Annotated in this window: 28 protein-coding genes; all 28 read left to right on the top strand. The window is 46.4% G+C overall.

The annotated features are described in order from the left end of the window. Window positions 1-153: 153 nt before the first annotated feature. A complete protein-coding gene (locus tag PHC29_02200) occupies window positions 154-1461 on the top strand; it encodes a DNA methyltransferase (GenBank protein MDD5108312.1) in 1308 nt (435 codons plus the stop codon). Beyond that, window positions 1454-2080: a hypothetical protein gene (locus PHC29_02195; protein ID MDD5108311.1), complete on the top strand. Its 627-nt coding sequence runs from the start codon at window positions 1454-1456 to the stop codon at window positions 2078-2080. Before PHC29_02200 ends, PHC29_02195 begins: the two co-directional genes overlap by 8 nt. Continuing rightward, window positions 2049-3899, top strand: a complete 1851-nt coding sequence (locus PHC29_02190; GenBank protein MDD5108310.1) for a phage terminase large subunit family protein — start codon at window positions 2049-2051, stop codon at window positions 3897-3899. Before PHC29_02195 ends, PHC29_02190 begins: the two co-directional genes overlap by 32 nt. A 39-nt stretch (window positions 3900-3938) precedes the next feature. Further along, on the top strand, window positions 3939-4136 hold the full coding sequence (locus PHC29_02185) for a hypothetical protein (GenBank protein MDD5108309.1): 198 nt from the start codon (window positions 3939-3941) through the stop codon (window positions 4134-4136). 205 nt (window positions 4137-4341) lie between these two features. Then, window positions 4342-4557 carry a hypothetical protein gene (locus tag PHC29_02180; protein ID MDD5108308.1) on the top strand — a complete coding sequence of 72 codons (216 nt, stop codon included), beginning with the start codon at window positions 4342-4344 and terminating at the stop codon, window positions 4555-4557. Then, the gene (locus PHC29_02175) at window positions 4554-6299 is read left to right on the top strand and encodes a phage portal protein (GenBank protein ID MDD5108307.1); all 1746 of its coding nucleotides are present in this window, start codon (window positions 4554-4556) and stop codon (window positions 6297-6299) included. The genes PHC29_02180 and PHC29_02175 overlap by 4 nt, the downstream gene beginning before the upstream one ends. After that, window positions 6292-7125: a hypothetical protein gene (locus PHC29_02170; protein MDD5108306.1), complete on the top strand. Its 834-nt coding sequence runs from the start codon at window positions 6292-6294 to the stop codon at window positions 7123-7125. The genes PHC29_02175 and PHC29_02170 overlap by 8 nt, the downstream gene beginning before the upstream one ends. A gap of 1 nt (window position 7126) precedes the next feature. Further along, a complete protein-coding gene (locus tag PHC29_02165; protein ID MDD5108305.1) occupies window positions 7127-7624 on the top strand; it encodes a hypothetical protein in 498 nt (165 codons plus the stop codon). After that, a complete protein-coding gene (locus tag PHC29_02160; GenBank protein ID MDD5108304.1) occupies window positions 7611-8810 on the top strand; it encodes a glycosyltransferase family 4 protein in 1200 nt (399 codons plus the stop codon). Before PHC29_02165 ends, PHC29_02160 begins: the two co-directional genes overlap by 14 nt. Next, the gene (locus PHC29_02155) at window positions 8807-9157 is read left to right on the top strand and encodes a hypothetical protein (GenBank protein ID MDD5108303.1); all 351 of its coding nucleotides are present in this window, start codon (window positions 8807-8809) and stop codon (window positions 9155-9157) included. The genes PHC29_02160 and PHC29_02155 overlap by 4 nt, the downstream gene beginning before the upstream one ends. Window positions 9158-9173: 16 nt before the next feature. Next, the gene (locus PHC29_02150; protein MDD5108302.1) at window positions 9174-10184 is read left to right on the top strand and encodes a hypothetical protein; all 1011 of its coding nucleotides are present in this window, start codon (window positions 9174-9176) and stop codon (window positions 10182-10184) included. A gap of 20 nt (window positions 10185-10204) precedes the next feature. Further along, window positions 10205-10558: a DUF2190 family protein gene (locus PHC29_02145; GenBank protein ID MDD5108301.1), complete on the top strand. Its 354-nt coding sequence runs from the start codon at window positions 10205-10207 to the stop codon at window positions 10556-10558. Between the two features lie 23 nt (window positions 10559-10581). Further along, a complete protein-coding gene (locus tag PHC29_02140) occupies window positions 10582-11541 on the top strand; it encodes a hypothetical protein (protein MDD5108300.1) in 960 nt (319 codons plus the stop codon). 56 nt (window positions 11542-11597) lie between these two features. Further along, window positions 11598-11945: a hypothetical protein gene (locus PHC29_02135; GenBank protein ID MDD5108299.1), complete on the top strand. Its 348-nt coding sequence runs from the start codon at window positions 11598-11600 to the stop codon at window positions 11943-11945. Then, a complete protein-coding gene (locus PHC29_02130) occupies window positions 11942-12547 on the top strand; it encodes a hypothetical protein (GenBank protein ID MDD5108298.1) in 606 nt (201 codons plus the stop codon). Before PHC29_02135 ends, PHC29_02130 begins: the two co-directional genes overlap by 4 nt. Then, window positions 12544-13002, top strand: coding sequence for a hypothetical protein (locus tag PHC29_02125; protein ID MDD5108297.1), 459 nt, complete (start codon window positions 12544-12546; stop codon window positions 13000-13002). Before PHC29_02130 ends, PHC29_02125 begins: the two co-directional genes overlap by 4 nt. An 11-nt stretch (window positions 13003-13013) precedes the next feature. Next, entirely contained in the window at window positions 13014-14156 is a 1143-nt protein-coding gene (locus PHC29_02120; protein ID MDD5108296.1) for a hypothetical protein, read from the top strand. An 18-nt stretch (window positions 14157-14174) separates the two neighbouring features. Continuing rightward, on the top strand, window positions 14175-14600 hold the full coding sequence (locus PHC29_02115) for a hypothetical protein (GenBank protein MDD5108295.1): 426 nt from the start codon (window positions 14175-14177) through the stop codon (window positions 14598-14600). A 2-nt stretch (window positions 14601-14602) separates the two neighbouring features. Continuing rightward, complete coding sequence (locus tag PHC29_02110) at window positions 14603-14908, top strand: hypothetical protein (GenBank protein ID MDD5108294.1); 306 nt, start codon at window positions 14603-14605, stop codon at window positions 14906-14908. Beyond that, window positions 14908-16458 (top strand): hypothetical protein, encoded by a 1551-nt coding sequence (locus PHC29_02105; protein MDD5108293.1) that lies wholly within the window; start codon window positions 14908-14910, stop codon window positions 16456-16458. The genes PHC29_02110 and PHC29_02105 overlap by 1 nt, the downstream gene beginning before the upstream one ends. Next, window positions 16455-17036, top strand: coding sequence for a DUF2460 domain-containing protein (locus tag PHC29_02100; protein MDD5108292.1), 582 nt, complete (start codon window positions 16455-16457; stop codon window positions 17034-17036). The genes PHC29_02105 and PHC29_02100 overlap by 4 nt, the downstream gene beginning before the upstream one ends. Before the next feature lie 6 nt (window positions 17037-17042). Further along, window positions 17043-17921, top strand: a complete 879-nt coding sequence (locus tag PHC29_02095) for a phage BR0599 family protein (protein MDD5108291.1) — start codon at window positions 17043-17045, stop codon at window positions 17919-17921. Further along, complete coding sequence (locus tag PHC29_02090) at window positions 17918-22000, top strand: NlpC/P60 family protein (protein MDD5108290.1); 4083 nt, start codon at window positions 17918-17920, stop codon at window positions 21998-22000. Before PHC29_02095 ends, PHC29_02090 begins: the two co-directional genes overlap by 4 nt. A 17-nt stretch (window positions 22001-22017) precedes the next feature. Then, window positions 22018-22185, top strand: coding sequence for a hypothetical protein (locus tag PHC29_02085; protein MDD5108289.1), 168 nt, complete (start codon window positions 22018-22020; stop codon window positions 22183-22185). Next, window positions 22182-22406 carry a hypothetical protein gene (locus tag PHC29_02080; GenBank protein MDD5108288.1) on the top strand — a complete coding sequence of 75 codons (225 nt, stop codon included), beginning with the start codon at window positions 22182-22184 and terminating at the stop codon, window positions 22404-22406. Before PHC29_02085 ends, PHC29_02080 begins: the two co-directional genes overlap by 4 nt. A 195-nt stretch (window positions 22407-22601) precedes the next feature. After that, on the top strand, window positions 22602-22823 hold the full coding sequence (locus PHC29_02075) for a hypothetical protein (GenBank protein MDD5108287.1): 222 nt from the start codon (window positions 22602-22604) through the stop codon (window positions 22821-22823). Between the two features lie 173 nt (window positions 22824-22996). Next, entirely contained in the window at window positions 22997-23608 is a 612-nt protein-coding gene (locus PHC29_02070; protein MDD5108286.1) for a TetR/AcrR family transcriptional regulator, read from the top strand. A gap of 146 nt (window positions 23609-23754) precedes the next feature. After that, a partial coding sequence (locus PHC29_02065; protein ID MDD5108285.1) for a hypothetical protein occupies window positions 23755-24016 on the top strand: 262 nt, incomplete at its 3' end.

Genomic DNA, 24016 nt, shown 5'->3' with positions numbered 1-24016 from the left:
GGCGCGGGTCGGGCGAGGCGCGGGCTTTCAGTGATTGTAGGTTTAGAAATTGATGTCAATGTCAATGAAAATGGGCACCTACGGGGCAAAACGGGGCGTCCCTTTGATTATTTAAGTCAATATGGGTCAATATGTTAGGAAAAGGAGGGATGCGTGGCAAAAATCAATATTAAGCCTGCGATTAGTGACATAAAGATATCGGAAATTAAACCGGCGCCTTATAATCCGAGGGAAATATCGAACGAGGCCTTGGCGGGCCTGCGGCATAGCCTGGAGAAGTTTGGCTATGTGGACCTATTGGTGGTAAATAAGCGCAATATGCATATCATTTCAGGGCATCAGCGGTATAAGATTTTGCAGGCGGAGGGCGTTGAGACCGCACCGGCTATCATAGTTGACGTTGACGAAATTCAAGAGCAGGCAATGAATGTCACGCTTAATAACCAGGAGATTGCCGGACAGTGGACACAGGCTCTTATTCCGCTTTTAGAGAGGCTGCGCAAAGAGGCGGCTGATGATTATCTTGCGCTTCGGCTCAAAAATTTACGGGATAGCGTTGGCGACATGGGTGTTGAGAATATTGGCGACGGCAAAACGCTTCCGGATGATATTCCTGAACCGCCCAAGGAGACGATTACTAAAAAAGGCGACCTTTGGATATTAGGTGATCATCGGCTTCTCTGCGGGGATTCTACAAGCGACGAAGATGTTGCAAGGCTTATGGCTGGAGAGAAAGCAAGTTTGTTTGCTACTGATCCGCCTTACTGTGTCGACTACACCGGAGCTGATAGGCCTACCGGCGGTCACGATTGGTCCGGTGTTTATCATGAGGTCGACATTCCGGATGCCAAGGAATTCATAAAAAAGTTTTATGAGGTGGGGCTTAAACATATCAAAGAAAACACAGCGCTCTATCTTTGGCATGCCTCAAAACGAAGAGGCATGATTGATGAAATCTGCGATGATCTCGGAGTTCTCGTCCATCAGCAGATTATTTGGGTGAAGCCTTGCGCAGTATTAACGTATTCGTTTTATTCGTGGAGGCATGAGCCTTGTCTTCTTATGTGGGTTAAAGGAAAAAAGCCGCTTTATAAGCCAAAGGACAAATCTATCGGCAGTGTGTGGATGGTCAATTTCTTTCGGTCCGGCGATCCTACGAAGCCTGAATATCATACTGATGTTTGGGAGCTGGACTGGGAAGGTAAGAAACGTAATCCCGGACTGCATCATCCAACGGTTAAGCCTACCGAGGTATTTGCTATTCCTATGCGCGTGCATACGTCACCCGGAGATATCTGCTACGAGCCGTTCAGCGGTTCCGGTTCGCAGATCATTGCAGCAGAACGGTTAACTAGGCGCTGTTATGCAATGGAGATCGAGCCTATCTTTTGCGACGTGGCCGTCAAAAGATGGGAAGAATTTTCGGGGAGAAAGGCGCATAGAGAAAATAGTAATGGATGAAAAAAGTCAGAATCTAATAGAGATTGCCCGCAAGAAACGCTACATTTCTCTTGTTGAGAAACTCCAGCGGGGGACACTATCTGCCAAAGAGCTTAAGGAGCTCGAGGAGTTTGAAAAATCCGAGCAGAAGAAAGAAACCGATGTATTTGACGGGACGGTCGACCTCGGAACAATTTCAGTATTCTTAGAAAAATCACCCCGCATGGTCCGGCGTTACATCAAACAGGGAATGCCGGTTATCCGGGACGCTTCAGGCGAGATTTCACGCTTTAAGGTCAGCGATGTTTTTAAATGGTTCTATGCCTCGCAGAATCCCGAAGACGGCAGCAAAGATTATTGGGAAAACGAATACCGCAAGAACCGCGCTAAATTAAGCGAACTTGAACTGAAGCAGAAAGAAGGAGAACTTATTCCTTTTGCGGATCACGCTTCAATTGTTAAGAATCAAATAAGAGGGATTAAGGCCGGTTTTTTGCGGCTTCCGAAATACATCGCGCCAAAATTGTATCAACAGGATCCGAAGGTTATGTGCGAAATGTTAGACGCGGAGTTGCGTTATATCATCAATCAATTCGCGGGTGTGAAAAATGGGGATAAAAATAGCAAAAGCGATAGTTAGCACCGTATTGCCTTATGCGGCAGAAGAGTGGGTTTTGCCGAATAAGATGACGGTGAGCGAGTGGGCGGATACGTTCAGACGCCTTGATGTTAAGACTTCCGCAGAGCCCGGGCAGTGGTCGACAACAAGGACACCCTATTTAAAAGGGATCATGGATGCTTTCACGGATCCGTTTGTTGATGAGATAACAGTTATGGCTGCATCTCAAGTTGGTAAGACTGAGGCAATGTATAATATGCTGGGTTATGTAATCGACCAGGACCCGGGTCCGACGCTTATGGTCTCGCCGCGGGCCGATGATGCAAAGAGCGTTTCGTATAATAGAGTCCGCCCGATGATTGAAGCATCGCCGGTATTAAATAAATATCTCCCCGAGAATCTCGATGATATCACGAAACTCGAATATCATTTTGACCGCATGATCCTGTATTTCGCAGGATCAAACAGCCCGGCTGATCTTGCGTCAAGGCCTATCCGGTATCTATTTCTGGATGAGGTTGATAAATATCCGAAGTTTTCGGGCCGCGAGGCAGATCCGATAAAACTTGCTTCAGAGAGGCAGAAGACTTTTTGGAATAAAAAGACAATTAAGGTTTCAACGCCTACTACACGCGAAGGTTATATCTTCCGGGAATATGAGAAGTCAGATCAAAGGAGATTTTACGTTCCCTGCCCTCATTGCGGGAAATTGCAAGTTTTGGTATTTGGTCAAATCAAATGGCCGAGAGAGGAATCATCGCCGGAGAGAATTAAAAACGAGCGGCTTGCCTGGTATGAATGTTTCTATTGCGGCAGAAAGATAGAAGACGCGCAGAAGCAAAAGATAATGTTAAGCGGAGAGTGGATTCCGGAGAAGAAAGAGAAAAACAGAAACCGCGGTTTCTGGATCAGCTCTCTTTATTCTCCTTGGCTTACATGGAGCGATATCGCAGCAGAGTTCTTAAAGTCTAAGGACTACATTGAGCTGTTGATGAATTTCGTCAATTCGTGGCTTGCGGAGGTTTGGGAAGAAAAGATTGAAGAGACAACGGTAGATAAGGTGCGCAATCTCGCCCGGGATTATGACGAGGGAATTGTTCCGGATGATGTTTTGGTTTTGACTGCAGGCGTTGACGTGCAGAAGGATCATTTTTATTTCGTCATACGAGGCTGGGGATATTATGAAGAATCATGGCTCATCCGCGCAGGACGAGTTGAGTATTGGGATGACCTAGTAGAGGAATTGTTCAAAACGGAATATAAAAGATTAAGTTCAGCGGAAACTCTCACTGTCTATATGTCATGTATCGATTCGGGATTTAAAACCGATGAGGTATACCGGTTTTGCCGTCACTGGGCCGATAAGACTAAAGCGATCAAGGGAGTTGAAGAAATTAGCGGAGGTCGTTTCTATCGTGCAAACAAAATAGATATCAATTCGCGGACCGGGGCAGTTATTCCAGGAGGCCTTGTTTTATGGCATTTGAACGTAACGCAGTATAAAGACAAAATCAATCGGCTCGTCACTTCTCGGGATCCGGTTAAATGGCACATCTTTAAAAATTCGAACGAGGAGTATTTAACTCAGTTTACTTCCGAACACAAAATATTAATACGTAACCGCACGACTGGCCGGGCAAAGGAAGTGTGGCAGAAAAAGAAAGAGGCGGCAGCAAATCACTTTCTCGATGCAGAGGTTTATGCCTTGGCTGCCGCAGACATTATCCGGGCATTAAATATCCGCAAAGATGATTCGACAAGAGTTTATCAGCCGAAAACTGAAGTCCAAGGCCATTCAAGAGAGGCTTGGATCCGCAAAAGAGAGGGCTCTTGGCTTTGATGGGGCGATGGCTTGAGAGAAAAGAGAATTGGTTAAAAAATGAAAATCATTCAGGAAATGTTGATGTTAGAAAAAGAAGCGCCGGTCGCCCCGGGAATACAGGCGATGATTATGCTGTCAGGTTTATTCCACTTAGGTGTCCAAGATGCGGATCAAAGAAGATCCGCTGGTATGCGAGTCATCCGCCGGTCAGGTATCACCGCTGCAAAGAATGCGGCTATAATTTTAAGTCTATAGAGCAAGAGGGCTAAATTTGAATTATTACTATAACAGCATAACGACCCTATTGCCAAAAAACTGTATTTGGGTAATATTGAATTAGGAAACTTAAAAAGCGGCAGTAGCTGATCACTGCTGCCGCGCCCAATAGCAGCAAAAACCCGATTCCGATGCATCGGTTGGAGTCGGGTTTTTTATTGGGATGAGGCAAAAGGAGTTTTTTGTGAGCGTGCCCACGAAGCAGGAGATGCTTGATAACGTCGAGAATGCCATTAACGCCAGGACGACTGGCGGCGCTGTGCAATCTTATTCTATCGGCGGAAGGAATCTTCAATATATTCCCCTTACTGAACTAATAAAGCTGCGCGACCAATTGCGCAGAGAAATCGCAGGCTCAAACGACACTACCACATACGCAAAATTTGATAAGCCGTCATGAAAATTAAAAATAAACTTTCAGAAAGAATCGCGGGCGCAATAGACAATATCGTTTCTTTCTTTTCCCCCAAGGCCGGGTTTAAGCGCAGGATGTACCGCGAGGCAATAAATATTTCTCAGAAGTTCGGCGCGTATAAAGGCGCAAGCAGGGACCGCCTAAGGTCGTCATGGATTCCCGGAGGAGGCTCGGCAGACCAGGACTTGCTGCCTGAATTATCCGATATCCGGGAGCGCAGTCGCGATTTAAACAGAAATGACGCGCACGCCGCAGGGATTACCTCAACGATGACTGTAAATGTCATCGGCACCGGCATCAGGCCTCAGAGCAGGGTGGATAAGGAAGAACTTGGCATAGACGAGGGGCTGGCAGACGAATTCCAAAGAAAAGCCGAAAAGGTATGGAGGCGCTGGACTCCTTATGCTGATGCCGGAGAGCGCATGGACTTCTATGAGATCCAGCAGTTAGTAGACAGGCAGATCTTAGAAAACGGCGAGGCAATAATCGTCCCGTTGAGATTGGAAACTAACGGCAGGCCGTACCCGTTGGCCCTGCAAGTGATTGAGTCAGACAGGCTCAACACCCCGGCTGATAAAAAAAGCGACAAGGCAGTCAGGTCTGGCGTCAAGATCGGAGAAAACGGCGAGCCGGTTTCCTACTTTATTCAAAAGACGCACCCCGGAGATATCTATCACCGGTCTGCGGAAGAAGCAAAGCAGTATATAGAAATCCAGTCCAAGGGCGTAATGGGCAGAAGAAATATTTTTCATTTGTATTATGTTTTGCGTTCAGGCCAGACCAGAGGCGTTCCCTTTTTTGCTCCGGTATTGACCTATTTTAAAGATTTAGCCGAGTATACCGAGGCAGAGCTGGTTGCCAGCCGTATTGCAGCATGCTTCTCACTTTTTATAACTTCCGAGGCCTCGATGGATGTGGCAGTCAATTCCGCCTACGAGCGAAATCCTTCCGGTCAGATGCTGGAATCCTTAGAGCCCGGGATGATTAAGCATCTTATGCCTGGGGAGACTATCACCTCATTTAATCCCCAGAGGCCGAGCGCGACGTTTGAACCGTTCGTAGACAGAATCTTAAAAGCCATATCCGCAGCCCTTGGCCTTCCGTATGAGCTGGTGGCAAAAGATTTCTCTAAGACCAATTACTCAAGCGCAAGGGCAGCTCTCTTAGAAGCCAGGAGATATTTTAAGGTTAGGCAGGAATGGCTCTCCCAAAAGCTCTGCCAGCCGGTCTGGGAGATGCTTTTGGAAGAGGCGTACTTAAAGGGCGAGCTGGAGGCCGCTGAGTTTTACGAAAAAGGCAGGCCAAGATCTGCATGGCTGAGGGCAAGATGGATTGCTCCCGGCTGGTCCTGGGTGGATCCGCTTAAAGAAGTAAAGGCATCCAGGGAGGCTATTACGGGAAATATCTCAAGCTTAGCAGATGAAGCAGCTGGGCAGGGCAAAGACTGGGAGGAGATTTTGGAGCAGAGGGCAAGAGAAGAGCAGAAAAGAAAAGAGCTCGGCCTTCCGGAGACAACCGCTGACTCAAAAATTCCTAAAGACGGGGGAACAGAGGAAGCACAGCAAGAAGAAGAGATTCGTCAGATTCTAGAAGACGCCGGAGAAGTTACAAAGAGAAATGAGAACTTAAGCAGCGAGCTTGCGAAGATAGGGAACGATAACAGCGCCTTAAAAGAAGAGCTCTGCGGAATAAAAAATAAGCTTTCGGAGGTTTTAGCTAATGGATAAGAAAGCCGTCCTTTTAGAACGAAACAAAATCAGCCGGCTATTAGGCACCCAAACCGAGGACGACAACTTGGAGAGAAATATCTTTCTGCTTAAGTCTTTAGACCGGCAGAAGGACATCGTTGATATCATCGCTAAGGTCTATGTGCTGATAAAGGACGGCAAGGATTCCCAGACGTTTGAGGATATCAGGAATGAAGTCCGCGAGCTCATACAAGCCCTGGATAAATATCAGGAAACGCTTGGCAAAGAATTCAGGGTGTTCGTCAGTAACTTTCCTGACGCCGTGAGAGAGGTCAAGATATCCAACGCGCAGGATTTAAGAAGCGAGCACCCGAAAGAGATAAGGGTATCCAACTTAAAGGAAATAAAACCTAAAGAATTTCCTGATGAGGTAAGCATTAAAAGACCTGTTTGGTATAAAGAGTTCGATTTCGGAAAGTTATTTAATTTTTTCAAAGATTCGAGCGAGGAGTTCTGGAAACAGCTCAAGGCGATTATCTTCAATAGTTTTGTCAAGAACACAAAGCCCAAAGAGGCAATACCCGTCAGGCTGGTGACTGAAGACGGCGAGAAATTTTATCGGGCCGGTAATGTCTACGTCGGAGGCGGAAGCGACGGCGCGATTTTAGCGGAACTTAGGAAATTAATCGGCTTTGAAATCCCGGCTTTCGATTATATCGCCTTGACTTATGTATCTTCCGGAAATGGCCAGGGAGAAATCGAAACCGTGACATACAAAAAGGGCGGCGTTTCAGGCACCGCGGTTGCGGTCTTGACTTTAGCTTATAATCCGGGAAACGAGATCGCCACCATAACCAGGAACTAATATGTCGATGAAATTTAATCCCATCACAGGCAAGCTGGACGTGGTCGAAAAAGGCGGCCGGGAAGAAGGGAGTTTCGGTTGCACGAACCAGGCTATTCCGGCAGGCACGACTTACACGCTTGTTATTCCCCTGGGTCGCGCGGACTACAAGATGGGGCATTTGCTTTTATACGTCCCGCAGGCAGCGGTTTCATCCTGGCGCAGGGCGCATTCTTACATCATGTTCACCACCGACATAAACAATGCCAAAGCCCAAAGCGCAGGTATGAGCACGAATATGATTAGCCTTTGCGTTTTTTACGACTGGTGGGTGAAAGGGTACGCTTACGAGGATGACGGTTTTCTTTCAGGGAACTTTTATAACAATACGGGCTGGCAATTGGTCAGGATAAAGAGCGTTCAGATTGTAGGCAATACGATCGAACTGGTCCTTCAGAACTCCCATGCCACGCAGGACGCAAGCGTAACCATAAAAGGCAATTATCATGTCTACAAATAAAATCCTCATGTTTATCAATGGCAGTCCGTTCGATAGCAACGGTGGCCTGGGCGTGCATACCCGCTATTTATGCGATGGGCTCAGGAAATTCGAAGACATAGAATTGACGCTCATTTGCGCTGATTATTACACCCAGGAGGGCGGACTTTATTTGATGGGAAACAAGAAAAAGCGCGTCCAGCCCGAGGATTGGAAACACGAGCCGAATCATTACCGGTTATTAGAGGTTTATAACACCAACCAGCTTTTGACCAGGGTCGGGTTTCTGCAGAAGATTATTACGGATGATATTTTTCTCGAGAACGCGCTCGCCTTTCTTGGCCGGGAGAGATTTGATCTGATCCATCTGCACGATACCAACCTCTGGGGCGTGGTCAGGCATTTGAAGGCCTTGTATAAATGCCCTGTCCTTTTGTCCTGTCACCTTAATTTATTCTTATCCCACGAGCGGATTCCCGAAGATCCCTTTTATCTTTATGACATCCAGCAGGAGGGCTCGGCCTTGTATTCGTGCAATAAGCTGTTGACGGTATCCGAGTATTACAAGCGGGCGATGCAGGAGGAGTACTGGCTGGAGGAAAAAATAGAAGTGGTGCCTAACGGAGTGGATTACGAATTTTTGCAGGGCATTAAATACGACGAAGAACTCAAAAGGAAATACGACAAGCCCCTGGTGGTATTCGTGGGCCGCATGGTCCCGACCAAAGGGGTCTGGCAGATTCTGGAGGCGATCAGGCAAATACAAGACCATCATTTCGTTTTGATCTCTGCCCTTTCGCCGACATTGGAGCCATGCAACCCGCTTACCCATGAAATCAAGAAGATGAAGGAGCGATACGCGAATTTCGAATGGCTTAACTTTTGCCCTCAAGAGGAGAAGTGGAAATTGATGAAGATTGCGGATATCGCGATTATGCCCTCTCTACACGAGCCGTTTGGAATCACCGCCCTGGAATGGATGGGCCTGGGAGCGTCCTTGATAGTAAGCAACACCGGAGGCTTGAAAGAATTTTGTAATGACGATAATGCGATCTTGATTGAGCCCACCGCAGAGAGCTTGATTAAGGCTATCAGAAATCATAAAGCCGTTCCAGAAAAGTTACGGCAGGCAAAAGAAACAGCTAAGCGATATTCCTGGAAGGAAATCGCAAGGCACACAAAAGATATTTATTTATCGATGATATGAAAGTAATACAGCTTAAAAACCCCGAAAGTTTACCGTCTGGTATTTACAGGCAAGACCAGGCCACGCATTTGCGGATATGCAAATACGAAGAGGAAATCTATCGGTCTGGCCAATATCGCGATAAGCCCGGGTATTTCGTCGTTTATACAGCCAAGTGTTTTAAGCAGGGCGGGATCTATATCGAGATTCCCAACTGGCCCGGCGAAGAGTTCAGAATCGAAGGTAGGGAGTATGACGAGATGAGGAATATCAAGACTACAGCGAAGTCATTGGCTGACGATGTAGCGGAAATCATAGCAAAATTCCTTATCGACAAAGGACACGTCGAGGGGAAATTAGTCGATTAAAAAAAGGGGGATGAATATGCCATATTCCAAAACCGAAAACATACCGAAAGCAGCCTTGAGGTTCAGGGAAGCAGATGAGCCTGTTGCAATTCTCGCCTTAAAAGAAGGCGAAAAAACAAGCAAGCGGAAATTCAGCATGGTTGCGCACAGCGGGAAGGTAATGCTTAACCACTGGCTCTGGGGAAATTTGGCCATAGATTTGTCCGGAGTCTCTATAGGCCGTGAGAAAAAGCCTGCGCTGCGGGAGCATAATTCTAACCGCATTGTCGGCTGGACCGAAGGCGTTCACATAGATGAGAAAAGAGGCATTATTGCCGATGGGATTTTCTCGGAAAAGACCGAGGACGGCAGAGAGGCCTTAGAGCTTGCCGATGAAGGCTTCCCCTGGCAGGCTTCTATTTACATCCCGCCTCTGGCAATTGAGAGGGTCAAGGAAGGCGAGACAGCCGAGGTCAACGGCCAGAAGCTTAAAGGCCCCGGGACGATATTCAGGAAGTCTGTTTTAAGGGAGGTCTCTTTCTGCGCTTTGGGAGCGGATGAGCATACCTCAGCTACCGCCCTTAAGGATAAGGGCGAAAATATAGATTTAGATATCGAGATAATCAAAAACAAAAATGAGGAGGTGGAGAATATGGAACTATCAACTTTAACATTGGAGATGTTAAAGACCGAGAGGTCGGATTTAACCGAAGTCCTTTTGAAAGAAGGCAGGGAAACAGGCAGCCAAAAGGAGCGCGAGAGGATTCTTGCTGTTTTAAAAGAGGCTAAGGGATTTGAGGGTATGGGAGATCTTGCCCAGGAGGCAATAGAAAAAGGCGACAGCGTGGAGGCTGCGCTGGGAAAATTCAAAGACAAGAGGCTTGCAGAACTCGAAAAGAACGCGCCTTCAAATCTTGGGCCTGACGCAGATAAAAATCCGCCTAAGAAACAGAAAACTCACTTGGAGCTCGCCAGGGCCTACAAGGATGAGCATAATTGCAGCATGACCGAAGCATTAAGGGCTACGGCAGAAAAAAGAAAACCTTAATAACGAAGGAGGAAAGTAAAATGTCACAGTTTAATATCGGTTCAAAGGCTTTTACGGCAGGAGAGGATTTAGAGGCTTACCGCAGGGTAAAGTTATCCGCAGGAAGCGGAACCCAGGTTGAGTATGCGGACGCAGGCGAGGCATTTATCGGCATAACCAGCGCCAAGGCAGTGTCCGGAGAGATGGTCTCAGTTGATCTAAAGTCAACCGGCAGGACCTTTAAGGTCGTCGCAGCCGGAGCAATAGCTGTAGGCGGGAGCTTCTACGGCGCAGCTGACGGCAAGGTAAGCGCTACAGTAAGCGGATCGATTCAAGGCGTGGTCCTTGAAGCCACAGGCTCAGACGGAGAAATCGTAGAAGGGTTGTTAGCGTAATTAAACAGAACAGGAGGATTCAGATGGGAGTTGATTATCAGGGAACAAGAGCAGTGCCAAGGATGGAATTAGGAGAGGCTGCTTTGGAGTTTATCCAGCAGCAGAATGAGTTTATCGGGACTCAGGTTTTGCCGATATTCTCTACCAAGAAAAAAGCAAGCATATTCCCGGCAATCACCCGGGAGAGCATCACTAGAGAGGCTGACACCAAGCGCGCGCCAAGAGGCAATTACAACCGTGACGGTTTTTCAGCCAAGGACAGGCAGTATAACTGCGAGGAGTTTGGCTTAGAAGGCCCTCTGGATGACGGAGAGCGAGCCCTGTATGCTACCGATTTTGACGCAGAGCTTACCACAGTGCAGATCGTAACCCGCAGGGTCCTGCAGGCGCAGGAAAGGCGGATTGCTGCGGTAGTTTTTAACGCCACTACCTTTACGGGCGCCCCTCTGTATACGGATAATTCCGCTAACCCCTGGGATAACGTGGCTACAGATGCCGTAGCGCAGGTAAGAGCGGCCCGGGAGAAGGTGCGCCAGAACAGCGGCTTAGAGCCAAACGTCTTGGTTATAAGCAAGGCCAACATTGATCGGCTGCTTGTAAATACCGGCATAAAGGATGCCATCAAGTACGTGGCGCGCCTGACGGAAGCGGAGATCTTAAATGCCCTGGCAGATATCCTGGGTATTCAGAGGATCATTGTCGGCAAAGGAATTTACAATTCCGCAAAAGAAGGCAAGGCCTTTGTTTCAGCGGATATCTGGAGCGATGACTACGCGCTGGTTGCGGTAATCGACGCTTCAGAGAGGCTTTCTGTGCCAAGCGTAGGCAGGACCTTCTTGTGGAGTGCAGACAGCCCGGATAATGCAACGGTCGAACAGTACCGGGATGACGCAGCCAGAAGCGATATCTTTCGCGTGCGCCAGCATGTCGATGAGCTGATCATTGACCCGTATTTTGCGCATCTGATGAAAGTCGACGCCTAAATAAGGTGAGCCGGGGGGAATCAAATCTCCCCCGGCTTTCTTTGAAAGGACAGGTCATGACTTTTAAATCGCAAGTTACGCAGGATGTAATAAAGGTTTTTCTTGACGGAGCTGCATTTGCGGAAGATTTGACATATACGCCTAAGGCTGGAGTGCCGAAAATAATTAAAGCGGTCATAATCCGCAAACGCTTAGATCCGGCTTATGAAGATACCGGTCGCGTGCTTCTTAATCAGGGTGAAATCTTTATTGCCAATGATGCAGCAGCGGGTGTTACCTCAATAAATAAAGGCGGAGATATTGTTTCATTTGCTGAAACAATCGGAGGCGCGGTTATCAGCTGGATAGTTGCGGATATTTTAGACCATGACGAGGGCATCTGGCATTTGCTGGTGCAGAAATGAGCGAATTAACGTTAGAGATAAATACCAGGAATCTTGAGCGGGCTTTGAGGATGTTTCCGAAGGAGCTTAAATACGAGATTGCCGACGGCATGGATCACATCAGCCGCAAGTTCTTAAAAACATTCCGTCAGGAACGGCTGCAGGGCCCTCCGGGAATAAAGGGCAGGCCGCACGGCATATTCACGCACTTCAGCCGGGCAAGTTTATTATCCCAGAATATTGAAGGCATGGGTATGGTGATTTTTTCAGACTCAAAGATTGCGCGCATGCACGAGGAAGGGGCAACGCTTAAGAATCCAGGAGGCGGAAAGCTTGCAGTGCCTTTATCGGCGCGCAAAGAATTATTTACAGCAGACGGCAGGTTAAAAAAACAATACCGCCAGCCGAGATTGCTTAAAAATGTTGTGCCTATTCAACTGAGAGGTAAGACCTTCCTAGCCAAGGTTAAAAAGAAACTGCGCGAACTCTTGCCTCTTTTTGTCTTAAAGAACAGCGTGCGCATCCGGCCGAGACTGATGTTCTACAAAACCTGGGATGAGATGCAAAACGAGCGCATCCAGATTTTAAACAAATCTATTGAAAAAACGCTGAATAAAGTATGACCGTCAGAGAAAGCATTTTAGAAAATTTAAAGACAGCGCTTGAAACTATTTTAATCTCAAACGGCTATCACAATGATATCGCCAGTGTCCAGCGCTGGAGGCAGTCTGGCAATTCTTTATTGAATGTGCCCTGCATTGTGATTAACGCCGGGCCTGAAGAAAAAGAACCCAGCCCAAATCCTTTTACCACCTGCAGATTCACAGTTTATCTGGATGTCTGGATGAGGCAGGACGCAGCTGATCTTCAGCCCACAGATTCACTCTTAAACAGCTTGTTAGGCGATATGGAGAAGGCCCTTATGGCTGATTACACCCGGGGTGGTTTTGCCAAAGACACCAATATCAAATCTAATGTTCTTTTTGAGACCTTAGAAGGCCAGCCGCAGGCGGGTATTGTTATAGAGCTTGAGATAATTTACCAGCATAAACAAGATGATCCCGAAGTTTCGGGATAGGAGGTTAAACCATGCTTACACGCAAAAGACAGCTTGCCGCGAAGATTGAGGCAGCAGAGGGCACTGCTGAAACTTTAGCTGCAGCTGATGCCAAGATTTTAGTTTATAACCCGAAGGTGAGTTTTGACATTGCCATGTTTGAGCGCAATCCTGCCAGGCCGTCTTTTTCCAATATCGCTAAGATTCCCGGCAAACGGCCAGCGGCTTTAAGTTTTCGCTTAGAGCTGCGAGGCTCAGGCGCAACTGTAACTGCGCCGGAGTGGGCAAAGCTGCTTCAAGCCTGCGGATTCGGAGTGAACGCCTTAAAGTCCATGGATATCGGAGTGGTTACCAACGGGCCTTTTCAGCACGGAGAGACCATTACCGGCGGGACATCTGTAGCAACGGGGAGGGTAGTGATTAATACTGCCAATGGCCAAGCTGCGATTATGTTTGTGTCTATTTCAGGGACATTTCAGTCAGGCGAAACCATCACCGGCGAAACCTCAACCGCAACTGCCATGACGTCTTCTGCGCCTTCAGCTGTCGGCAATGAGTTTAAGCTGATTTCGGAAAATATCCCTTCGCTTACCCAGGGCAGTTACGAAGACGGAGTACGCAAGCTCTTAAAGGGCTCCCGCGGCAAGGTAAAACTTGGCTTTAAATCAGGGGAGCCGGTGTTTCTGGATTTTGAGTTCCAAGGGGTAGAAGCCGGGGTTGCGGATGTGTCCTTTCTTGCAGGCGTAACCTACGAAACCACTAAACCGCCCGCATTCTTAAATGCGCTTTTCTCGATGGATGCCTATTCCGCAAAGATAGGCGAGATGGATATTGATGTAGGGAATACTTTGGCGGTCCGGGATGATGTGAATGACCCGCGGGGAATCTTATCCTTTGCTATTACCGGCAGAGAAGTCTCCGGCTCATTTAATCCGGAGATGGTTTCCTGCGCAGCGCATGATTTCCATAGCAAGTGGTTTCAAGGTACTGAGATGGTAGTTGATTTTATAGTCGGCTCAGTTGCCGGAAATAAGTTCAGGTTTTACATCCCGCGTGCGCAATACACCAAAGTTGAGGATGAGGATAGAGACGGACTGCAGCTGGCTAAAAGCAGCTTTAATTTAAACGGATCGCTCTCATCCGGCGACGATGAATTGACAATTTTAGCTTTATAAACCTAAGGAGGATATCTCATGCTTACCGGAATTAATATTTACGAGACTAAGCCCTATCATTCAAAACTCGATCCGGACAAAGACAACCCCACGATTTTTCATATCGGCTCTCTTGATTCTTATTTAAGAGCCTATATCGAAGACCAGACCACTTCTTTTGAGTTTAGCTCAAAGAATCCTAAGGATCCAGCCAAGGCAAATATCAATGCCTCAAAAAGGAATCTTTTGGTAGTCAGGTTCGGCTTAAAAGGTCTAGATAGCTTTCTGGATCCCAGGGATAAGAAGCCGGTTAAGTTTGACTCAGTTTCAGTATCAATAATCGGCAAGAATTATACCGCAGCCAGCGAAGAGATACTTTCTATGTTCCCTAAGACGCTTATCGATGAGCTGGCTGAGGTAATCTTGGCAGAGAACATACTGAGTGAGGAAGAGGCAAAAAACTAGTCTTGGCAGTCTGGCTGCCTAAGTTTGGGCTAGACTGCCAAAAGTGCAGCGATGCGTTGAAGCTTGAGCGGGGCTGCGCAGCTGACTCAAACATCCCGGAGATGTGGAAGATAGGAGATTGGGAGTTTTCAAGATGCCCAAGAGGTCTGGTTACCATAAAGAGCATTGAATATTTAAACGCATACATCTTTTTTAAAGAAGGATTTCTTCCTAATCCCGGCGGCTGGTTAGATCAGCCGCTTAAATTTATCCAGGCAATGCGCCTTATTGCAGCAGAAGTAATAAAAATTAAAGAGGAAAAGGACTAATGCCTACCAACAGGGAACTGGAAATCATCATGAAGCTAAAGGATGAGGTCTCAAAGCGCCTTGCCGGTATAGAAGGCAATCTGCAGAAGTTTGCTAATTCTACCCGGCAGCTGGGCATGACTATGCGCCAGGTAGGACGGGAGATCTCCCAGGTAGGCTCAACCTTAACCTTTATGGGCGCTGCCATAACCGGTCCTTTGGCATTAGCTTTTAAATCTTCGGAGAAATACTCTCTTTCCGTATCCAATGAGCTTAAGCGTTTAGAAAATGCTTTTATCGCTTTGCGCGTCAGTATTGCCGAGGCATTGGTGCCGGTAGTGCATAAACTGGCCAATGTATTCGGTAACCTTCTTGCAATATGGAATAGTATCCCGCCTGCAACCCAACAGATGATTATTCAGGGAATTGCTATAACCGGAATATTCTTAACCTTAAGCGGAGTAGTGGTCAGCCTTGCGGGCCGTTTAATCAGGGTAAGCGGGATAATTTTAGATTTAGTTGGTAAGCTTGCCTTGCTCGCTCTGGCGCATCCTTGGATTGCCGGTATTGCTATTGCTGTGTCTATTCTTATCGTTGTTTTTCTTAAATTCAGGGATGTGGCTGTGCCGGTCTTAAATGCAACAGAGATTGGCGCAGAGATGGTCTACATCGGTTTTGTAAAACTGATCAAATACCTCTTAGTCGGCTTTGACAAATTAGCTCTTGGCCTAGAAAAGTTCTACGAGGTTTTAGGAAAGCTTCCCGGAAAGCTCGGCGAGCCTTACAGAGAAGCAGCCGAGCATATCAAAAAATTCAGGGAGAATTTAGACAGCTTGATTAATGCCTCGGATACTGAGATGGAGAGAGTGGGAAACAAAATCTCGAATATCTTGGTTACCGGAGAAGGCAGTTTGGTTAAAGGCTATGACAAGGCGCGCGCTGCTATCGGCAGCTTTATCAATTCGCTTAGAAACTTAGGCAAGGACATAAAGATTAACGAAGTAGCGCAATCCTTTGATGCCATAAAGGCAATAGGCGAAGGCACTGCCAGGTCATTAGGAAGCGCGTTTAAGCACTTCTTTAGCGATGCCTTCCGCGGCCAAATTGAGGATGCCAAGGATTACTTTGTTGAATTCGGCAATATGATGCTGGATATTTTAGCAGAGGTTTTGGCAAAAATAATCCTGATTAAAACCATAGGCGCAATATTCCCGGGGATGATCCCCTTTTTCCATAAAGGAGGCATGGTTTATCATTCAGGCGGGAAGGTTCAGCCGGTATACGCGCATGCAGGACTATCGCCCGATGAAGTGCCGATAATTGCGCAGAGCGGCGAGGGAGTAGTTTCCAGGCGCGGCATGGCAGCATTAGGTGCGAATAACCTGCGTAAGCTAAACCGCGGAGAAGGCATATCTGAAGGGGCTCAGGTTTTTAACGTTTACATCAATGCTAATGACGCAAAGTCATTCCGGGATATGCTCGTGCAGCATCCGGATATCTTTGAGAGCGCAATCATTGACGCTCTAAACAAAAATAAACCTATAAGAAGCGCAATCCGCAACCGCATATGAGCGTAGAAGTTTTAACCTTTACTCCTGAATTCGGCTTAAAAGAGGATGTGGAGTTTTCTACACTGATTTTTCAGGCGGACTCGGGCAGGGAAAAGCGCAGGTCTAAATGGTCTAAACCGATACGCACCCTTGACACCTGGCTTGAGAATGAAAACGAAGAAGCAGTAAATTTAATCTGGGAATTCTTTAAGGCGCGCAAAGGCAAGTTCGATACTTTTTGGGTAAAGTTTCCGACGAGCTTTACGATTACAGGCGAGGCGGTTGGAGCAGGCGATGGAGAGCAGACAGTTTTTAATCTGGATTATTTTCCGGTTGATGCTGCAGCAGCTAAGGTCTATTTAAACGGCATCTTGCAGGTATCCGGCTATACAGTTTTAAATGACCTTACCAATGAGATCGCAAAAATCACCTTTACTGCGGCCCCGAGTGCAGGCGTGGTGATTACAGCGGATTATGAATACTACATCCAGGTGCGCTTTGATGATGACAAGCTCTCGCGGGAGCTGGTGCAGTATAAGCTGTATAACACTACCTTAAAGTTTAAAGAGGTGCTTTGGAATATTTATCAGGCGCCCTAAAAAACAATGCAGGATTTGACGACTCAATATAAAGACGAAGCGCAGAAACAGGAAAACCGGCCTATTGAACTGTATGATTTTTATTTAGGCTCGCAGGGTCCTTGCGATTCGTCAACCTATTATTTCTGCACGGACAATAAAAGGTGCCAGTTCTGGAATTTAGACGGAGTCTTACAGTATTACATTCCGCTGAAGATAAAGCGCTCGGCTGTACCAGCAAGCAATCAGTTAGAGATTGAGGCAGTGTCAGGCGAGTTTGACAATGTGGATCGGGCTTGGAGCAACTGGCTCAACACTATTGATCTAAGAGGCAGGCGGGTAGTTATTAGAAAGGTTTTCCTCGACCTGCTTACAGATCAGACGCATGCCAAGGTAATGTTTGACGGTATTGTCAATGCAGTTGCCGAGCTTACCGAGATCAGCATTAAGATTGAATGTAAGTCAAAGCTTAAGTCCCTGGCTGTGGAAACCGGACGTATGCAGCAGCTTTACTGCAATTATATCTTCGGAGATGAGTTTTGTCAGTTTAATGTTGCAGCTACGAGAATAAACGGCCAGACAGCGGATGCAGGATCAGCTACCGGGTTTGTTATTGATGCGGCAAGAACCGAGGCAGATGATTTTTGGAATGACGGAGTGATTAAGTTTACTTCAGGTGTTAATAACGGTCTCAAGCGCAAGGTAGTGGATTTCATTGCTGCCGAATACAAGCTTATTTTAGATTATGCGCTGCCTCAGGCGCCGGATGCAGGGGATACCTATTCCGTTGAGAAAGGCTGCGATAAGTCTTTTGATGTCTGCAAAAACCGGCACAATAATCATGCAAATTTCGGCGGCTTTAAACACATCCCGCAGCTGATAAATCCGATTAGTAAAGAAGAATGAAAACAGACCGGGACCTCTTAAATAAACTGGTGGGCATTAAATGGCTTGAGGATGGCCGTGACTATTCAGGCACAGACTGCGTGGGCCTGATGCAGCTTTATTTTAACGCCAAAGGAGTAAAAGGAATTGCGCCTAAGATAAGCGAGGTTGACCCAGCTAAGCAGGATGAAATCCTCAAAAAGGTCATTGAAACTAATACCCTTGTAAGTAAAGACGGTCTTCAAGCAGAGGATGTTTTAGTCTTTAAGATTAATGATGAGCTGCATGTAGGGCTTTATTTAGGCTACGGCAGGATGTTGCACGCGCGTAAAGACGGCAAGTCCAGGATTTCCCGGCTCACGCCCTCTTGGGAAAAATACTTTTTATTCGCTATACGTGAAAAAGACGGACAAATTTACATTCCGCCCGCAGGCCCGCCAGCTGCTATTGCTGTTGCCCTAGTCATTGCTGATTACGCTGCTGCCTCATTTATCGCCGGAGGTTTAATTTCCTTATCCTTAACGACCATAGGCTGTCTTATCGGAACGGCCATGATCGGCTATTCGATAGGCTTGGCGATTCAAGCGCGCCAGCAGTCGCAATCAGGCGGATCATCGGCATCGCCCCGCTATCAGTTCGGCGAACTTCAGACTACCTCAAGCAATCAATATCCGGTACCGGTTCTTTACGGAGAGGCACGCTTAGCTGGAAATATTGTGTTTCAAAATCCGGTGATGGGCGGTGAGCAGATAGATTTATTAATCGTTCTTTGCCAAGGCGAAATCGAAAGTATCACCGACGTGCGTTTAAACGGCGAGCCGATTGGTAGTTTCCCAGGGTGTTCGTATCATGCATTCTTAGGTACGCCGACGCAGAATGTGCAAGACGACACCGGCCTTGATTTAGACGGCATCCAGTACCGCAATACTGCCATGCTGCATGTGCATCTTGAGACCTCTGATAAATTAAAAGGCGGAAGGCCTAATATCACCTGCATCTGCAGGGGAAGAAAAGTTTCAACCTGGACCGGCGCAGAATGGACAAGCAGCAAAAGTTATTCTGATAATCCTTCAGCCTGCACCAGGGATTATCTCTTAATGAAACTGCAGATAGGAGGTTGCGGTTATTTAGCAGCTGACATTGATGATCTGGCATTTGCCGAGGTTTATGATTATTGTCAGGAACTGATAAGCGATGGTCAAGGCGGACAGGAGCCAAGATATACGGTTTCCTTCTGCATAGACCAGAAGCGCGCAGCCTCGGATAACTTAAGCGAGATGCTGGTGGGCTTTGCAGGGGCGCTTATTAGGAGCGGTTCAAAACTAAAGCTTATTATAGCCAAACCGCAGGCAGCAGTAGCTTCATTTGATGAGGATGATATTCGTGATTTAAGGATTATTCAAAAAGGATTGGATCAGAAGATTAACCGTTTCGGCATTGAATACTTTGATCCTACTCAGGATGATGCGCGGATCCTCGCTTGGGGAGCAGAGGATAAGGTAGATCAGGATGAGCGCGGTTTGGTTGAGCAGACCTTAACTATCCCCTCAATTAACAGAAAGACTCAAGCCTCAAGATTAAGCAATCAGTATTTTTATGAACTTAAACTCTGCCCTTTATCAGTTGAGTTTACTACTTCCTTAAATGCCGTAGGCCAAGAGATAGGGGATGTGATCGAGGTCACGCATTCGCTCATGGGCTGGACGAATAAACAGTTTATCATCCAGCGCATTGAAGAGGATGAAAAGGATGTCTATAAAATCACCGCGCAGGAATACAATTCATCTATTTACAATGATCGGCATGGAGCAACTATTGAAACATTTGATTACGGCACTCCCGCAAACCCCTATGCCGCGGTTACAGATGTAGGCAATCTCGTTATCTCAGAAAGCGATTATTATTTGCATAAAGACGGTACCGTGGGTTCCGATATCTTAGTTTCATTCGACGCTCCGGCAGATGATTCCCGCGTGTTTTTAAGCCATTATCAAATTGAGCTCAAAAAGGGCTCAGGAGATTATATCGTTATAGGAACCACGAGTAATATTAATTTTACGATTTACGGGGTAGAGGATGAGCAGACTTATTATATAAAAGTCAGAACTGTCTCAGTAAACGGAATTATATCGGATGGGACAGTTTCTTTACCTTTAACGGTGCTTGGAAAACTTTCCCCTCCGGCAAATGTAAGCAACTTTGGTTATACCTTCACAAATGAAATCGTATTTAAATGGGATAGGAATACGGAGAAAGACCTAGGAGGATATGAGATAAGGCTGGAGGATGCAGACTGGGGAGTGCAAAACAGTAATCTCATATATAACGGATTAAGCAATAAATTCACCATTGTTTCTCCTGCATCCAGGACGCCGGGTACTTACTATATCAAGGCTTTTGACACCTCCGGCAATTACTCTCAAGCAGCGCAGTCTGTCACGCCGGTGAACGCGGCTCCTGCAGCACCGAGCATCGCGGCTACACAGTGGTTCGGGTTTGCCAAGATTGAATGGACTGATGTTAACGATACGGATTTAAAGCAATACGAGGTTTATAAGTCTCCAACCAATGTCTGGGGTGGAGAAGAATCTTTAGAGGCAAAGGTCCCCGGCACAGAGGCCATAGTCCAGGGCAATGCACCGGTTGACGCCAAGGCTGACGCAGTTGATGCCACAAGCATTACGGACGCGGATATTGCTGGCTACGGCACTAATTACTTTGTCGGCGACGTGATAGTGCAGACAAGCGGAACATATAAAGGTCAGGAGGCAATAGTTGCGGCCTATAACAATTCGACCGGACAGGTAACGGTAGCTTCCTGGCCGTCAGGAACGCCTGATGTTGGAGATGAGTTTGTCATAAAAGACCGGGCCTATTATAAAGTAAGGGCAGTAGACACTTACGGTCCGGGGAGCTTTTCTTCCGCCGTCACCATTAACTTTACGCCTTTAGATGAGGCGGAAATAGGCGACGCCATAATATCCGCAAGAAAGCTTATAGCCGGGGAGCTTATTACTTTATCCGCTCAGATAAAAGACCTTATTGTAACGAATGCCAAGATCCTTGATTTGGATGGAAGTAAAATTACGGCTGAGTCCATAACACTTTCCAAATTAGCCAGCGACGCTATTCCGCCTAAGACATATTATCAGGACGAGGCGCCTACCTCTGGCATGAATGAAGGCGACTATTGGATTGATACGGACGACAATAATAAGCTGTATATCTACCAATCGGGTACGTGGCAGGTGGTATCCGAGAGCGGTGGTGGCGGAGGCATAACCGTCTTCCGACAAGACGCCATTCCTACGGCTTTAGCCACAGGTGATTTATGGATTGATACTGACGACGGCGACAAGATGTACCGCGCTAGCAATCCAGGTGATGATCAGATAATTGCAGGAGAGTGGGAATTGATAGATGCCGCTACTGCGACAGGCTGGGCGCACGGCTCTGATATAACCAAGATTGACGGCGGAAAGATTTATACGGATTCGATTGACGCCGACAAGATAAATGTGAATCAATTGGATGCGTTGGCAGTCAATACGGGAAGCCTGACGGTGGATGAATATATAAAAAGCTCAGATTATGTGGCTGGTGCCACAGGATATAAGTTAAGCTCAGGAGCAGGGTTGGAAGTAAATACCGGAGTGATAAAAGGCCGGGTTTTAGAGACCAATGCCATTTCAGAAATAATAACAGCTACTGCTACGAATAAGTCGACAGGCAGTACTTCTTATGTCGATTTGATCAGCGCGCAGATTACGACTCCAGACGCAACTAAATTATTGATTTTATTTCAAGCAGGCGATTTAAGACTGGACTATCAGGAAGATCAGGCTGACTGGATAGATATCCAGGTTTTAATTAACAGCGTAGAGAAAACCGGAGCAAGGGTGGGCGGGCTTTTTGCTGATATTTCCGGAGGCATACTTTTCTACAATCAAAGACTTCCAACACAAATTCATCATTGGGAAGCCGTTAATGCAGGAACATATACGGTCCTTATCCGCTGGAAGGTAGGAAGATCAGGTATAACTGCTTATGCAGGTGACTCATTTGCTATAAAACTTTCATTGATGCAAAATAAAAAATAATCCAACTGGAGGATTAAATGCTGGAAGAATTGAAGCAGCAGTTAAAGCGACTGGAAGGTACGGCAGTGCAGTTGAAGGAATCGCAGGAGAAGGCGAAGGTGGCTTACTGGCAGACCGTGGGCCGTGTAGCGCAGCTGGAAGAGATTATAGAAATACTAAAGAAAGTGGAGGAAGATAAAAAATGAACGGCGAAACTAAGATAAGATTAAAAGCCGGGTTTGTAGGCGCGGCTATTACTTTGATCCTTACTCTTACCGGGATTGCCTTTGGATATGGGCAATTGAATAATAGAGTGGACGCGATGGAATCAAGGGTAAGCTGTATCGAGGAAATCAGGGAACGCCTGGTAAGAGTCGAAACGCTCGTAGAGCGGATAGATAAGAAAATCGAGGAGGTGGAGAAATGAAGGTATTGATAGCTTTTACTCTCGGGAATATTGTCGGCGGCCTAGGGATGTTTTTTTACCTGTGGCTGAAAGGTAAGGTGCAGGATGGCGGAAAGCGAAAGATTTAGTCTGCTCAAATTCGCAGGGAGCTTCTTTCAATTCTTGCCATGGGTGAAAACCCTACGCTATGCGGCAGGGATCGCGCTTGTCGGCTTTGTGGGCCTGACGATTTACCGGGCATTCTTTATGCCCACGCAAACCACCAAACAGATCACGCATATCATCGCTCAGCCTGGCGCACAGGTGACTGTGGATCAGAAGCGAGAGGAGAAGAAGTCCGGGATTGAAGTTAGCCCTTTTGTTGAGGGATATGGATTCGTGGAATCCGACGAGCGCAAGGGTGTAGGCGCCAAGGCCGGAGTAAGAGTAGATTTCTAATAATCCGAAGAGAATTAGCGAAACGTAATAGCTATATAAAGAGAGCCTTTTTATTGTGCCGTATTTCTGGACGATTAAATTGGAGAATTCACCTTGACAGAAGCAAACTTGAATGTTATATTTTATTTGTGAACAGTTGTTCACTAATTAGACAGTATTCATAAGGAGAACAAGTGGCCGTATTAAGCAGAAAAGAAAGAGATAACCAATTACGCAGATCCGATATCCTGAAAGCGGCCGAACATTTATTTGCTTTAAAAGGCTATCACAAAGCAACAATAAGAGATATTGCAAGAGAAGCACAGTACGCTACTGGAACGGTTTACCTGCATTTTAAAGATAAGAATGCTCTTTATCTTGCTTTGCTTGAAGAGAAATTGAAAAGTATGTTTCTATCAATTAAGGAAAAGATAGGGCAGGCGAAAGATGCAAGAAGGAAGCTGGAGATTTTTGTGCAAGAAGGTTTAGCCTTTTTTGAGAAGAACCAGGATTTCTTTTGTATATTTATTTCTGAGGGAAACGAATTATTGTCGGAAAGAAGAATTTTAAAATCTCCCACAGGGCTACAAATGCAAGAATATACAACTAGCCTGTTGAAAGAGGCGCAAAAGCAGGGAGTTGTCAGCAGGGATTTTGAAGCGGGACAAATCGCAGAGGTGTTTACTTCTATTATAAAAACGATTATTCAAAGATGGCTGGAAGAGAAGAAGGAAAAGAACGACAATTTAATTGATTTGTCTGGCGTAATCCTTAGATTATTCCTAAACGGCACTGCAAATAAGTAGCTCCCACCATAATACCACTTCCCGTTAGTTTACTAAAATATTAATAAAATTGCCTTGACAAAGGGTATTGTGAATGTTATATTCTAATTGTGAACAAATGTTCATAGAATGATGCATTGTTCACAAAACCATCATTGAGGAATAAAATGAAAAGGATAATGTTTCTTATAACTTTCAGTGTAGTTGCGCTATTTACCTATAATATAGCTATAGCAGATAGCCCAGCGGAGGTTTCTATTTTGCAAATAGGCCTGGATGAGACTATCAAGCGGGCTCTGGATACCAGCGAGGAATTAAAAATAAAGGATAGCGAGATTAAGAAAAGCAAAGGGGTTTACGGGGAAGTCCGCTCCGAGGCATTGCCGCATATTAGCGGCCAATCGACTTGGACTAATAATATGGATTACC

Source organism: Candidatus Omnitrophota bacterium (genome assembly GCA_028712255.1).
Classification (GTDB): domain Bacteria; phylum Omnitrophota; class Gorgyraeia; order Gygaellales; family Profunditerraquicolaceae; genus UBA6249.
Note: the sequence above shows the minus strand (reverse complement) of the source record. Positions and strands in the feature narration are given on the sequence as shown.